Source organism: Roseburia sp. AF12-17LB, assembly GCF_003479605.1.
Lineage (GTDB): Bacteria > Bacillota > Clostridia > Lachnospirales > Lachnospiraceae > Roseburia_C > Roseburia_C amylophila.
The window spans coordinates 47,929-62,443 of sequence record NZ_QUHR01000009.1; the positions used below are offsets into that span (position 1 = coordinate 47,929).

Genomic DNA, 14,515 nt, shown 5'->3' on the forward strand with positions numbered 1-14,515 from the left:
GGCAAGGGATTGTTACGTTAAGACGGCAAAACCCAGACGAATAAGACTCATAGGAAGAGTTTTATTTGTTTGGGCTTTTTTAATTTACAGGAAATTGCTTTCCTGTAAATTAAAAAACGCTCCGCGAGGATGCACACTGCGGCGTATAAGGTAGATGTCGCAAGCGACCGCCGCAGGCGCGAGAATGTGCCAAGGCACATTCGTTGTTTTTAACAAAATGAATAAAACACAAGAGTGTTTTAGATAAAAATGAACATGCTATAAAAAAATAAAAATGGAGGGATTGTTATGGCAAGTAAGTATGATGGACTGGCAAGAATTATTATCCAGAACGTAGGCGGCAGGGAGAATATCATAAGCCTTGCGCACTGTGTTACCAGACTTCGTTTTAAATTAAAAGACGAGTCCAAGGCTAACACCGAAGTATTAAAAGCAACGGAAGGAATTGTGACAGTAATGAAATCCGGCGGACAGTATCAGATAGTAATCGGAAATCATGTACCGGATGTCTATGATGTGGTTTGTGAACATGCACATCTGGCCGGAAATGGAGCTGTTTCCGAGGATGCAGAAGACGGCGGAGAGAAGATGGGGCTTGGCGCAAGACTCATTGATTTGATTTCCGGTGTATTCCAGCCATTCCTTGGTGTGCTTTGTGCAGCAGGTATTATCAAAGGTCTTTTGGCGCTGTGGTCTTTTATCGCAAGTCAGTCAGGAATTGATGTTACCACAAGCGGAGCATATCAGCTCTGGTATTCCATTGGAGACGGATTCTTCTATTTCCTGCCGATTATCTTAGGATACACTGCAGCAAAGAAATTTAAGATGAATGAATTTATCGGAATGGCACTTGGTATATCACTTACCTATCCGGCACTGGTTAATCTGACTTCAGGAGAACTGATAGGTTCCCTGTTTGCAGGAACTTCCTTTGAAATGAATTATTATACAACCTTTTTTGGAATTCCTGTTATTATGCCATCCAGTGGTTATACTTCTTCAGTAGTACCAATTGTTATTGCAGTGGCTTGTGCTGCCTGGCTGGAAAAGAGATTAAAGAAAGTAATTCCGGACGTTATTAAAACATTTATCGTTCCGGTTGTAACTTTGGCAGTAATGGTTCCACTTACCTATCTGGTAATCGGACCGGTATCTACTTTCCTTTGCAACATTATCGGTATTATTTTCGGAGCAATCTATAACCTTCCGGTTGTAGGAGGTCTTGTAGCAGGTATCTTAGTCGGAGCATTCTGGCAGGTACTGGTAATCTTCGGATTACATTGGGGACTTGTTCCACTGGCAATGATTAATTATGGAACTTTAGGATATGACTTCATCCTTTCTCCATATTTCGCAGCATCTTTTGCGCAGTCCATGGTTGTACTGGCAATTGTATTAAAGACAAAAGATAAGAAACTTAGAAATATTGCATTACCGGCGTTTATCTCAGGACTCTTTGGTGTAACAGAGCCATGTATTTATGGTATTACACTTCCAAAGAAAAAACCATTCGTAATTTCCTGTATTGCATCCGCTATTGGTGGTGGAATCATAGGATTTGCCGGAGTTAAAACTTATATGATGGGTGGTCTTGGATTCTTCGGACTTCCGGCATTCATCGATGGTGAGTCAAAGAGCGTTTACAGTTTGATCTGGGTATTAATCGGTATGGCAGTAGCTATGGTAGTTGCATTCGTAGCAACTTACATTACCTATCATGATGATGCTCCACAGAATGATGAAGCAAAAATAGAAAAGAAAGGCACAAAAACCGCAGCAAACCAGGTAATTGCATCTCCTCTTACCGGAGAAGTAAAAGCCTTGGAAGAAGTAGAAGATGAAGCATTTTCAAGCGGAGCATTAGGTCAGGGTGTTGCTATTCTCCCGTCCGAAGGCAAATTATATGCACCATGTGATGGCGAAGTAGTAACCTTCTTCCCAACCGGTCATGCCATTGGAATAGTATCCGATGGCGGAGCAGAAATCCTGATTCATGTGGGCATGGATACCGTGAAATTAGATGGAGAAGGATTTGCACCGAAGGTAGCGCAGGGAGCCAAAGTAAAGAAAGGTGACCTTTTATTGGAATTTGATATTGCAAAGATTACAGGAGCAGGATATTCTGTTCTGACTCCGGTTATCATCAGCAACACAGCAGATTACGCAGATGTAGTTCCGACAGATGCAAAGAAAGTTGCAGCGTTGGACGCATTGATTACCGTTTTATAAATTAGTTTTCCATAGTTTTTTATACCTAAGGGTGCGGGCTCTGATAAAGGGCTCGTGCTCTATCCAACAAAATCAGAAGCCTTATTGCAGGGCAGAATGAGAAAAGAAAAATATAAAAACAGAAATTATAAATTTTTACAAATAAAAATAATAAGAAGCAGGAGGAAAAAGCAATGAAGACATTTCGTAAAGATTTTCTCTGGGGCGGTGCAACCGCAGCCAATCAGTTTGAGGGAGCATGGGATGTAGATGGAAAAGGAGCATCTGTTTCTGATATGTGTACGAATGGTTCCCATACCGAGCCGAAAAAGGTAACAAGAACCATTCATCCGGAATATCTCTATCCGAGCCACGAAGCAATTGATTTCTATCATCATTACAAAGAGGATATTGCATTATTTGCAGAAATGGGATTTAAAGTATTCCGTTTATCCATTGCATGGACAAGAATTTTCCCGACCGGAATGGAGAATGAACCAAACGAAGCAGGACTGGCATTCTACGATAAAGTATTTGATGAATGTTTAAAATATGGCATTGAGCCGCTGGTAACCATTTCCCATTATGAAATGCCATATGCACTGATTGAAAAATACAATGGCTGGGAAGCCAGAGAATGTATTGATTATTTCTTGAATTACTGCAAGGCAATTTTCGAAAGATATCAGGGCAAAGTAAAATACTGGCTGACCTTCAATGAAATCAATGGTGGAACCACACCGCTTGGCAACCTGCTTTCCCTTGGAACTGTAAAAGGCTATGAGGGAAAAATTACTGAGATTCCGGATGACCCGAAGGTTCGTTTCCAGGCATTGCATCATCAGTTTGTTGCCAGCGCAAAAGCAGTAAAATTAGCACATGAAAAATATCCGGAATATCTTATCGGTGATATGAATGTCTTTATGACCAAGTATCCATTTACCTGCAATCCGGAGGATGTGTTAGCAACACAGAAGGAAATGCGGATTATGAACTGGTTCTGTTCCGATGTGCAGGTAAGAGGAGAATATCCGGCGTATATGGAGCGGTATTTTGAAGAAAATAATATTCATGTTAAAATGGAACCGGGCGATGAAGAAATTCTGCGGGAAGGCTGTGTGGATTTCTATACCCTCAGCTATTATATGAGCAGTTGTGTATCAAAAGATCCAAATGGCGAGCAGACGGATGGAAACCTGATTGCCGGTCTTAAGAATCCATATCTTAAGGCAAGCGACTGGGGCTGGCAGATTGACCCACAGGGCTTACATTATTCCTTAAATGAAATTTATGACCGTTATCAGATTCCGGTTATGGTAGTAGAAAATGGCCTTGGCGCTTATGACAAATTAGAAGAAGATGGAAGCATTCAGGATGATTACCGTATCGATTATCTGCGGGATCATATCAAAGAGATGAAAGAAGCGGTAAAAGATGGCGTTGACCTGATGGGATATACACCATGGGGCTGCATTGATTTAGTAAGTGCATCCACCGGAGAAATGGCAAAGAGATATGGCTTCATCTATGTAGAAAAATATGATGATGGAACCGGAACTCTTGCAAGAAGAAAGAAAAAATCCTTCGACTGGTATAAAGAAGTAATTGCTTCAAATGGAGAAAACTTATAAAAGAAAGAAGGTATGGACTATGGAAAAGTTTAATGGAAAAAAGGTATTCAGCGGTATTGCAATTGGAAAGGTAAAACTCCTTTTAAAAGCTGAAAATCAGGTGGTAAGAAAGAGAATAGAAGACCCGGCAGCAGAGATTGCCCGCTATGAAGCAGCAAAGCAGACTGCAATTGAACAGCTCCACAAGCTTTACAAGAAAGCATTAAAAGAAGTGGGTGAAGTAAATGCACAGATTTTTGATGTGCATGCCATGATGTTAGAGGATGGAGATTATAATGATTCCGTTCACAATCTTATTGAGAGCCAGAGCGTAAATGCAGAGTATGCGGTAGGTGTTACCGGAGATAACTTTGCAGAAGTATTTGCAAATATGGATGACGAGTATTTCAAAGCCCGTTCCATTGATATGAAGGATATTTCTGAGCGTGTCATCAATGTATTATGTGGAAATGATATGGGAAGCGACCTTGGAGATGAGCCGGTTATTATCGTAGCAAAGGATTTAGCTCCGAGTGAAACCGTACAGATGGATAAAAGTAAGCTGCTGGCATTTGTAACACAGCTGGGCTCTACGAATTCACATACTGCAATTTTAGCAAGAACTATGGGCATCCCGGCACTGATTGGTGTGGAAATCAAGGAAGAGTGGAACGGAAAACAGGCAATTGTGGATGGCTATACCGGAACTCTTATCATTGAACCGGATGAAGTAGCTTTGGCAGAATATAAGAAAAAAGCAGAAGAGGATGCAAAGCAGAAGGAATTACTGCTGACTTTAAAGGGAAAGGAAAATGTGACAAAGAGTGGTCAGAAAATCAATCTTTATGCCAACATCGGAAATGTCTCTGACTTAGCGGCAGTACTTAAAAATGATGCCGGTGGAATCGGACTTTTCCGTAGTGAATTTCTTTATCTTGAAAAAGATACTTTCCCAACAGAAGAAGAACAGTTTGCGGCTTATAAGCAGGTCGCAGAGACCATGGCAGGAAAGAAGGTTATTATCCGTACCCTGGATATCGGAGCCGATAAGCAGGTGGACTACTTTAACCTCGACAAAGAAGACAATCCGGCAATGGGATATCGTGCCATCCGGATCTGCCTGACCCAGCCGGAAATTTTTAAGACCCAGCTTCGTGCTTTATTCCGCGCAAGCAATTACGGAAATATTGCAATTATGTATCCGATGATTATTTCGGTAGATGAAGTGCGTAAGATTAAAGCAATTTCAGAAGAAGTGAAAGAAGAACTTACAAAGGAAGGGATTCCTTTTGGAAATGTGGAGCAGGGTATCATGATTGAAACTCCTGCAGCAGCAGTAATGAGTGATGAACTGGCAAAAGAGGTTGATTTCTTCAGTATCGGAACCAACGACCTGACCCAGTATACACTGGCAATTGACCGTCAGAATGCAAAGCTTGACAGCTTCTATAATCCGCATCATGAAGCAGTGCTCCGGCTGATTCAGATGACCGTGGAAAATGCACACAAGGCGGGCATCTGGGCAGGAATATGTGGAGAACTTGGGGCAGATACAACTCTGACCCAGCGTTTCTTAGAGATGGGGGTAGATGAATTATCTGTTTCTCCTGGCTGTGTTCTTCCGGTTCGAAAAGCGATTCGGGATGCAGAATAATGAGCCGTAAACTGATTTTTTTGGATGTAGACGGAACCCTGGTGGATTTCACCATGCACATGCCGGAATCTGCCAGGGAAGCATTAAGCATGGCCAGAAAGCGGGGACATCTGATTTCGTTATGTACCGGAAGAACTGTAACGAATGTGTATCCATGGCTTTTAGAGTTTGGATTTGATGCCATTGTGGCTTCGGCAGGTGCTTATGTGTCTGCAAATGATAAGGTGATTTACCATAGCGTTCTGGCAAATGATAAGGTGCAGGATATGGTAGAGGTGCTGAAGGAGCACGGTGCATGCTTTATGCTGCAGGGAATCAACGGACGTTATGTGGATGAAGAGAATGCAAAGAAAATGAGAGAACGCTGTATGCGGCTTGGACTTGATATTGACGGTGCTCTAAACGGATTGACGCTTGTTGAACATCCGGAACAGATGCCGGCTCTTGAAAGTGGAATGTATTTTGATGCCGATATTCCGGTGGATGTGATGCAGAAGGAAGTCGGAAATTATATCAAGATAACCGGAGCAAGCTTTGGCAAGGATCGTCAGATGTCCGGTGAAATGACGAAGATGGGAGTCAACAAGGCAACCGGAATGCAGCGGCTTATGGATGAGTTAAAGATAGGCAGGGAAGATACCATTGCTTTTGGTGATGGACCAAATGATGTGGAAATGCTGCAATTTGCAGGAACAGGAGTGGCAATGGGAAATGCGATTCCGGCAGTAAAACAGTATGCGGATATGGTTACAGATAAGATTGATGAAGACGGACTGTATCATGCATTCGAACGGCTGCATCTGCTGGGGTAGGATTTGAAGTAAAAACAATTTTCTTATGATAGAAAAAGGCGGCGTGGTTTGTCAACTTAGGAGACATGATAAGTGCCCTTTACTGTATTTATGTTGTTTCCGCAGTTGACGAACCGCGCCGTTACTTTTGCATACACAGGAAAAATCGCATGCCTGCATACAGATTTGGTGAACACCGCAATAAGAAGAGAAATTCGTAAAGCGTGATTCCCATAGTTTACAACGGAAGAAAAGCCGGTTTTCTCTTTTCGAATACAGTAAAATACTGAAAGCCCGCTGCCTTTAAAATGTCCGGTACTTTTGCAAAATCAAATGCAACATGCTCCGGTTTGTGGGCGTCGGCACCGATGGTAATGATTTCACCGCCTAGTTCGTGATAACGTTTTATAATATCTTCTGTTGGATTCGGATGTCCCAGACCATATTTGAAACCACCGGTATTGATTTCAATTCCTTTTCCCATATCAATGAGCTTTTCTAAAATCGCATCAATGACATCGGCATATTTCTGATAAGAATATTCAAGGTTCCGGTTTGGACCGTAGCGTACCACATAATCGATATGTCCATATACATCAAAATGATCAAATACCGCAAGATTTTCCAGGATAGATTCAAAATATTCCTGGTAAGCCTGCTGTTCGGTTTTTCCTTCAAAAAAGCGGGAGTAGTAAGGGTCTTTGCCGTGGATTACATGGGAAGAGCCGATGACAAAATCAAAGTCATATCGGCTTATCAGTTCCTGATGTTTCGCTGCAAGATGAGGCTGCAATCCAAGCTCAATGCCGGTCAGCACTTTTATTTTATCTTTGTATTGCTGGCCCAGCTTCTGGATAGTTGGGAAGTAGACCGGAGTGTCTAAGATAAATTCCGGTTCATCCTCCGGATGTTCTTTTGGATAATCATAATCCATATGGTCGGTAATGCAGATTCCGCCAAGTCCCAGTTCGATAGAGGCTTTAATCATGGATTCTGGTGAGGTCTCACTGTCGGTAGAAAAAGCAGTGTGCATATGTGTGTCCCAAAGCATAGTGTACTCCTTTCTGTGGGGTGTATGGCGGGTAAGGTTGTGCAGGTGGGGAACTGGATGAGAAAGCTTCTTCCCAAAAGCACCGGAACGTTTGTATGTAAGAAGCCGGCACTTCAACCTGCAGTATTTTTCTTTCTTTTATAATAAGCAGTCTTTCCAATGTTTGACAGTATACTGCATTTTGTCTGCCGGCATGCGGATACCGTGAACAGCGTCTGTTAGGGACTCGTAGAATTCCTTTTGCAACCCGGCAACGCTGGTACATGGATGTACCAGCGAGGCACAATCTGAATATGGATATGAATTTGTGCCGGTTGCCGCAAATCAAATATCTTTGCAGGAATTCTTAGAGTCCCTTCAGACAAAGTGTGGTATCCGCTGCTGGCAGACAAAAGCAGTATCCGGTCAAAGCAGCCGGAAAGACAGCCTGATTTCAAGAAAAATACTGCCCGTGAAGTGCTGCGGATTCTCACATCATAACCGCTCCAGTGTTTTCGGGAAGAAGCTTTCCTATTCCTTTCCCCTACATATTGCACAAACCTTACCCGGTGTTTACACATTTCTACTAAGAAAAATGTTACATTTTCACAAGTATAGTAAAATCTTTGTATATAATACACAGAATACTATAATAGAAATTTGACAATCTGTCAAAAGACAGTATGAAAAATGGAAAAGCTATTGTAACATTTGTTTGAAAATGAGAAAGAAGAAATAAAAATAGTGAAAAAATTAACAAAGTGATGGGAACTACTTGAACTTTCGACAAAAATTGGTTAGAATAATACCAGATTGGGTACAATCCCAAATAAAGATATTTTATATTAAATTTCTAGGAGGAATTAATAATGGCAGTAAGAGTAGCAATTAATGGATTCGGCCGTATTGGTCGTCTGGCATTCAGACAGATGTTTGGTGCTGAAGGATACGAAGTAGTAGCAATCAACGATTTAACAAGCCCTAAAATGTTAGCACACTTGTTAAAATATGATTCTTCTCAGGGTAAATATGAGCATGCTGATGAAGTATCCTGCACAGATGATTCTATCATCGTATGTGGAAAAGAAATCAAAATCTATGCATTCCCAGATGCAAACAACTGCCCATGGGGTGAATTAAAAGTTGACGTTGTATTAGAGTGTTCAGGTTTCTATACAAGCAAAGAAAAAGCACAGGCACACATCAATGCAGGTGCTCGTAAAGTTGTTATTTCTGCTCCAGCAGGTAATGACCTTCCTACAATCGTATACAACACAAACCATGAGACATTAAAAGCATCTGATACAATCATTTCAGCAGCTTCTTGTACAACAAACTGCTTAGCACCTATGGCTGATGCATTAAATAAATATGCTCCAATCCAGTCTGGTATCATGGTAACAATCCATGCTTACACAGGTGATCAGATGACTCTTGATGGACCACAGAGAAAAGGTGATTTAAGAAGATCTCGTGCAGCAGCAGTTAACATCGTTCCAAACAGCACTGGTGCAGCAAAAGCTATCGGACTTGTTATCCCAGAACTGAACGGAAAATTAATCGGATCTGCTCAGCGTGTTCCAACCCCTACAGGATCTACAACAATCTTAACAGCAGTTGTTAAGAAAGCTGGCGTTACAAAAGAAGATATCAATGCAGCTATGAAAGCAGCAGCTAATGAGTCCTTCGGATACAACGAAGACGAAATCGTATCTTCTGATATCGTTGGAATGAGATTCGGTTCTCTGTTCGATGCAACACAGACCATGGTTAACCAGGTATCTGATGATCTGTACGAAGTACAGGTTGTTTCTTGGTATGATAACGAGAACAGCTACACATCTCAGATGGTTCGTACAATCAAATACTTCAGCGAGTTAGCATAATTTACGAGAGAAACCCGCAAAGCGTGTTTCCCGTAGTTTAACGAACAATCACTGCACGGTAGACTACTTTTTTAAGCGACAGGCTGCCAGAGTGCAGATAAGACTCAGGAAAAGGGTCCGGTCTTTTAGGACCGGGCTCTTTCTTGCTATTAGAAATAAAATTTAAAGGAGACTACTTAATATGTCATTAAATAAAAAATCTATAGATGATATTAATGTAAAAGGACTTCGCGTTCTTTGCAGATGTGATTTCAACGTACCATTAAAAGAAGGAAAGATTACAGACGAGAACCGTCTGGTTGCAGCGCTTCCTACAATCAAGAAATTAATCGCTGATGGTGGAAAGGTTATCCTTTGCTCCCATTTAGGAAAAGTAAAAACAGAAGAAGACAAACAGACCAAAACTCTTGCACCAGTAGCAGCAAGACTTACAGAGTTATTAGGACAGGAAGTTAAATTCGTTGTTGACCCTGAAGTTGTTGGTGAGAACGTAAGAGCAGCAGTAGCAGCTATGAACGATGGCGATGTTATCTTACTTGAGAATACACGTTTCAGACCAGAAGAGACAAAGAACGGAGAAGCTTTCTCTAAAGACCTTGCTTCTATCTGTGATGTATTTGTAAATGATGCATTCGGAACAGCTCACAGAGCACATTGTTCTAACGTAGGTGTTGCACAGTTAGTTGACACTGCAGTAGTTGGATACTTAATGCAGAAAGAAATCGACTTCCTTGGAAATGCAGTAGAGAATCCGGTAAGACCATTCGTTGCAATCCTTGGTGGTGCAAAAGTTGCTGATAAATTAAATGTAATCAACAACTTACTTGAGAAATGTGATACCTTAATCATCGGTGGTGGTATGGCTTACACATTCTTAAAAGCAAAAGGATATGAAATCGGAATCTCTTTAGTAGATGATACTAAGATCGATTATTGTAAAGAAATGATGGCAAAGGCAGAGAAACTTGGAAAGAAACTTCTTCTTCCGGTAGATGCTGTAACGATCAAAGATTTCCCAAATCCTATCGATGCTCCAGTTGAAGTAGAAACTTATGATGCAGACAAGATGCCGGCAGACAGAGAAGGCTGTGATATCGGACCTAAGACACAGACACTTTTCGCAGATGCTGTTAAGACTGCTAAGACTGTTGTTTGGAACGGACCTATGGGTGTATTCGAGAACCCAACTCTTGCAGCAGGTACTATCGCTGTAGCAAAAGCTTTAGCTGATACAGATGCAACAACCATCATCGGTGGTGGAGATTCTGCAGCAGCAGTTAACCAGCTTGGATTCGGTGACAAGATGAGCCACATCTCAACAGGTGGTGGAGCATCCTTAGAGTTCTTAGAGGGTAAAGAGCTTCCAGGCGTTGCAGCAGCAAATGATAAATAAGTAATCAAAGCACATGCCTGTATGCAGGCAAAAGCTTATATATTTAAGAAAGAAGGACATTTTAAAATGGCAAGAAAAAAAATTATTGCCGGCAACTGGAAAATGAACAAAACTCCTAGCGAGGCAGTTGCACTGGTAAATGAATTAAAACCATTAGTAGCAAACGAAGACGTAGATGTAGTATTCTGCGTACCAGCAATTGATATTATTCCAGCAATGGAAGCAGCAAAAGGTTCTAACATCTGCATCGGTGCAGAGAACATGTATTTTGAAGAGAGCGGAGCATACACAGGAGAAATCTCTCCGGCAATGCTTACAGACGCTGGCGTAAAATACGTTGTATTAGGACATTCTGAGAGAAGAGAATACTTCGCAGAGACAGATGAGACTGTAAATAAGAAAGTATTAAAAGCTTTCGAACATGGTATTACACCAATCATCTGCTGTGGAGAGACTTTAACACAGAGAAAACAGGGTATTTACCTTGACTGGATCCGTATGCAGATTAAGATTGCATTCCAGAACGTAACAGCAGAGCAGGCTGCAACAGCAGTTATTGCTTACGAGCCAATCTGGGCAATCGGAACCGGTGAAACAGCTACTTCTGATCAGGCAGAAGAAGTTTGTGGCGCAATCCGTGCCTGCATCCGTGAAGTATATGATGAAGCAACAGCTGAGTCTATCCGTATCCAGTACGGTGGATCTGTAAATGCAGGAAATGCAGCAGAGCTGTTCGCAAAAGCTGATATCGATGGTGGTCTGGTAGGAGGAGCTTCCTTAAAGGCTGACTTCGGAAAGATTGTAAACTACAATAAATAAGCTTTTCGGAAAATAGAATATTTTCATAAGAAACGTCACGAAATGCATTATGGCATTGGTAAAATTTACCGGTGAAATGCATTTGGTGGCGTTTTTTTTAATTCAAGTTGACTTTTGCAGTTATACTATTTATAATAAAGGTATCAATTGATACTATAAACAGGAGGAGTTATGAATGATTCAAAAGATAATACAAAGACCAGAATCGAATCAAAGCTTGAAGTGAATACTTATCTGCAAAAGCTTAAATATGCATTAGACCATGATGCACAGATTACATTTCAGGCGAGACGGCTAGTGGATAAAAAGAGAGATGAAAAATATACCAATCAGTATACAGTAGATACATTATTTCCGGATGAAAATCCGGTGGATGCATTGAAACGGGAATTAAAAACGCTGACTGTAGAAGAGTATATGAAAACGGTTCAGGATCTTAGATTTCCCAAAAGAAGTGAAATGCGGGAATTTGGAAAAGTTTATAATGGTATGCAGGATGTATATATTAAAATAAGAGTGGAACTATTAGGATTAGATGGAAATACCACAACGTTTGTGATGTCATTTCATTTTGCAGAGAAACCGTTTACTACAGATATGTTTCCGTATAAAGAAAACTAGGAGGTGTTTTCATGGATATAAAGATTGTAAAAAGTGAAAAACGGTTATGTCCGTGTTGTATGGAAGAACATGAAGTGAAAACAGTTCTGGTAGAGGAGACGGCTACATTTAAAAACAGTAAGGTTGGTTATGAAGCATCCTATCTGCTTTGCGAGAATGCAGAGGAACTGTATATGGAAGAATCACAGATACAGGAAAATGATATTCGATTAAAAAATGCATACCGAAGAAAACAGGGACTTTTGACATCGGAAGAGATAGTGGCAATCCGCCTGAAATATGGAATCACCCAGAGTGATTTATGTGTTTTACTGGGATGGGGAGCTAAGACAATCACCCGTTATGAAAGTCATCAGGTGCAGGATCGGGCACACGATACGATTTTAAGAAAAATCGGACAGGATCCGGAATGGTTTCTGGTATTGTTGGCGGATGCAAAGGAACATTTTCCTGAGACTGCTTATAAGAAATATTTTGAAGCAGCAACACAGTTATATGAGAAGAACAAGGACATTTATTTGAAAAAAGCCATTGAGGCAGATTATGCCGGATATGCTGGAAATAAGATGCTTCATGGAAATGTAGAATTATCATTGGATAAAGTGGTGGATGTTATCCGCTATTTTGCAGCATCTTCAAAAATCAGAAATCTTTACAAAGTAAAACTTATGAAGCTTTTATGGTATGCAGATGCTCTTTCTTATAAAAGAAGAGACTTTGCAATGACAGGACTGGTGTATCAGGCTCTTCCGATGGGAGCGGTGCCGGTGGGACATAATGCTATTATTGATTTGAAAGATGTGCCATGTGAAGAAGTAGACATGGGAGAAGGAAACGGATATTATTTTTCCTTATCAGAGCCAACGACATATAAGACGCTTACAGAAGATGATGTGAAGATTCTTGATGCGGTAATAGAAAAGTTAGGAAGTATGTCGAAGACAGAAATTGTTGCATTTATGTATAAAGAAGAAGCATATGAGAAGACTACATTTAAAGATATAATATCTTTTGAATATGCAAAGCATCTGCAAATAGAATAAAGAGTAATTAGAATAGAATAATTAAAAGAGTGAAAAGATGAAATGAGCACATCCGATAAAATTTGCGGAGTATTCCATAGATTTTATTGGGTGTGCTTCTTTTTTTTACGATAACTCGAGAAAATCGCCAAGTGTATTTCTCGTAGTATGTTTGTTCCCCGAAAAGAACAAACGAAAACTGATTCACCCATTGACATAGTAGGCGAATGGGTATATGATGCGAATGAACCAGAAAAGGAGGAATGCAGAGCATGATTTCAACTAAAGGAAGGTATGCATTAAAGGTCATGGTCGAGCTGGCGGAGCATGATGCGGAAGAATATATTCCGTTAAAAGGAATTGCCGAGAAACTGAATATTTCCCAGAAATATTTAGAGAGTATTTCGGCCATTCTTTCCAAGGGACATATGATAGAAGGTGTCAGCGGCAAGAAGGGCGGTTATCGTCTGAAGCGGAAACCGGAAGAATACAGGGTTGGTGATATCCTGCGGCTGACAGAAGGAACGCTTGCACCGGTATCCTGCTTGAGAGAAGACCAGGAGCCATGTGAGAAATCAGATTCCTGCTGTACACTTCCAATCTGGAAGGGACTGGCAGATTTGATAGATAAATATTTTGATGAAATGACGCTGGCGGATGTTCTGCAGTCGAAGCAGGAAGCGGAGAAGAAAGCAGCGAAGAAGAAACAATAGATGCAGGAGGAAGAAAAATGAGCAAAGAATTACTTTTAGAGGTTAAAAATCTGAACGTCAGTGTAGAAGAAAAACATATTTTACATGACGTAAATCTTGAAATAGGAAGACATGAGACACACGTACTGATGGGACCAAACGGAACCGGTAAATCTACACTGGGTTATACACTGGTTGGTAATCCACGTTATCAGGTAGAGAGCGGAGAGATCTTTTTCCAGGGAAAAAATATTACCGGAGAGCCGGTGAATGAACGCGCAAAGAGCGGCATGTTCTTATCTTTCCAGAACCCACTGGAAGTACCAGGCGTTACCTTAAGTTCCTTTATCCGTAGTGCATTGGAACAGAAGACTGGAAAGAGAGTCCGTTTCTATGATTTTAAGAAAGAACTGGCAGAGAAAATGAAACTTTTACAGATGGATCCGTCTTATGCAGAACGTGATTTGAATGTAGGATTTTCCGGCGGCGAAAAAAAGAAAGCTGAAATTTTACAGATGTTGATGTTAAAGCCGGAGCTTGCGATTCTGGATGAAACCGATTCCGGACTGGATGTAGATGCAGTAAGAACCGTATCAAAGGGAATCGAAGAATACCAGAAGAGCAGTAAGGGAAGCCTTTTGATTATTACACACAGCACCAAGATTTTAGAGGCATTACACGTAGATTTCACACACATCATGGTGGAAGGACACATTGTTAAGACCGCAGATGCATCCCTGATTAATGAAGTAAACGAGAATGGTTTTGCAAAATACGAGTAAGGAGTGT

General features: G+C 40.9%; 12 protein-coding genes. 11 read left to right on the forward strand and 1 reads right to left on the reverse strand.

The genetic code is table 11. The annotated features are described in order from the left end of the window. The first annotated feature begins 288 nt into the window (after positions 1 to 288). From DWV68_RS11030 to DWV68_RS11045, 4 genes are all read left to right on the forward strand, one after another. Positions 289 to 2,229: a beta-glucoside-specific PTS transporter subunit IIABC gene (locus DWV68_RS11030; RefSeq protein WP_118665799.1), complete on the forward strand. Its 1,941-nt coding sequence runs from the start codon at positions 289 to 291 to the stop codon at positions 2,227 to 2,229. 173 nt (positions 2,230 to 2,402) lie between these two features. Continuing rightward, complete coding sequence (locus tag DWV68_RS11035; RefSeq protein ID WP_022242409.1) at positions 2,403 to 3,839, forward strand: glycoside hydrolase family 1 protein; 1,437 nt, start codon at positions 2,403 to 2,405, stop codon at positions 3,837 to 3,839. A 19-nt stretch (positions 3,840 to 3,858) separates the two neighbouring features. After that, positions 3,859 to 5,472 (forward strand): phosphoenolpyruvate--protein phosphotransferase, encoded by a 1,614-nt coding sequence (gene ptsP, locus DWV68_RS11040; protein ID WP_118056952.1) that lies wholly within the window; start codon positions 3,859 to 3,861, stop codon positions 5,470 to 5,472. After that, a complete protein-coding gene (locus DWV68_RS11045; RefSeq protein ID WP_118056917.1) occupies positions 5,472 to 6,284 on the forward strand; it encodes an HAD family hydrolase in 813 nt (270 codons plus the stop codon). The genes ptsP and DWV68_RS11045 overlap by 1 nt, the downstream gene beginning before the upstream one ends. A gap of 217 nt (positions 6,285 to 6,501) precedes the next feature. Here DWV68_RS11045 and DWV68_RS11050 read toward each other — a convergent pair whose 3' ends face one another. Further along, positions 6,502 to 7,314: a histidinol-phosphatase HisJ family protein gene (locus tag DWV68_RS11050; protein WP_118056916.1), complete on the reverse strand. Its 813-nt coding sequence runs from the start codon at positions 7,312 to 7,314 to the stop codon at positions 6,502 to 6,504. An 848-nt stretch (positions 7,315 to 8,162) separates the two neighbouring features. Between DWV68_RS11050 and gap the strand changes: the two genes are divergently transcribed. From gap to sufC, 7 genes are all read left to right on the forward strand, one after another. Beyond that, positions 8,163 to 9,179: a type I glyceraldehyde-3-phosphate dehydrogenase gene (gene gap, locus DWV68_RS11055; protein ID WP_022242405.1), complete on the forward strand. Its 1,017-nt coding sequence runs from the start codon at positions 8,163 to 8,165 to the stop codon at positions 9,177 to 9,179. Between the two features lie 181 nt (positions 9,180 to 9,360). Next, entirely contained in the window at positions 9,361 to 10,572 is a 1,212-nt protein-coding gene (locus tag DWV68_RS11060) for a phosphoglycerate kinase (RefSeq protein ID WP_022242404.1), read from the forward strand. Positions 10,573 to 10,638: 66 nt separating this feature from the next. Continuing rightward, positions 10,639 to 11,391, forward strand: coding sequence for a triose-phosphate isomerase (tpiA, locus tag DWV68_RS11065; RefSeq protein ID WP_022242403.1), 753 nt, complete (start codon positions 10,639 to 10,641; stop codon positions 11,389 to 11,391). A 171-nt stretch (positions 11,392 to 11,562) separates the two neighbouring features. Then, the gene (locus DWV68_RS11070) at positions 11,563 to 12,012 is read left to right on the forward strand and encodes a hypothetical protein (protein WP_118665801.1); all 450 of its coding nucleotides are present in this window, start codon (positions 11,563 to 11,565) and stop codon (positions 12,010 to 12,012) included. Positions 12,013 to 12,023: 11 nt separating this feature from the next. Further along, positions 12,024 to 13,055 (forward strand): type II TA system antitoxin MqsA family protein, encoded by a 1,032-nt coding sequence (locus DWV68_RS11075; protein WP_118665803.1) that lies wholly within the window; start codon positions 12,024 to 12,026, stop codon positions 13,053 to 13,055. A gap of 251 nt (positions 13,056 to 13,306) precedes the next feature. Next, positions 13,307 to 13,747, forward strand: coding sequence for an RrF2 family transcriptional regulator (locus DWV68_RS11080; RefSeq protein ID WP_117696912.1), 441 nt, complete (start codon positions 13,307 to 13,309; stop codon positions 13,745 to 13,747). A 17-nt stretch (positions 13,748 to 13,764) separates the two neighbouring features. Further along, positions 13,765 to 14,508, forward strand: a complete 744-nt coding sequence (gene sufC, locus DWV68_RS11085; protein ID WP_118665805.1) for a Fe-S cluster assembly ATPase SufC — start codon at positions 13,765 to 13,767, stop codon at positions 14,506 to 14,508. Positions 14,509 to 14,515 lie beyond the last annotated feature (7 nt).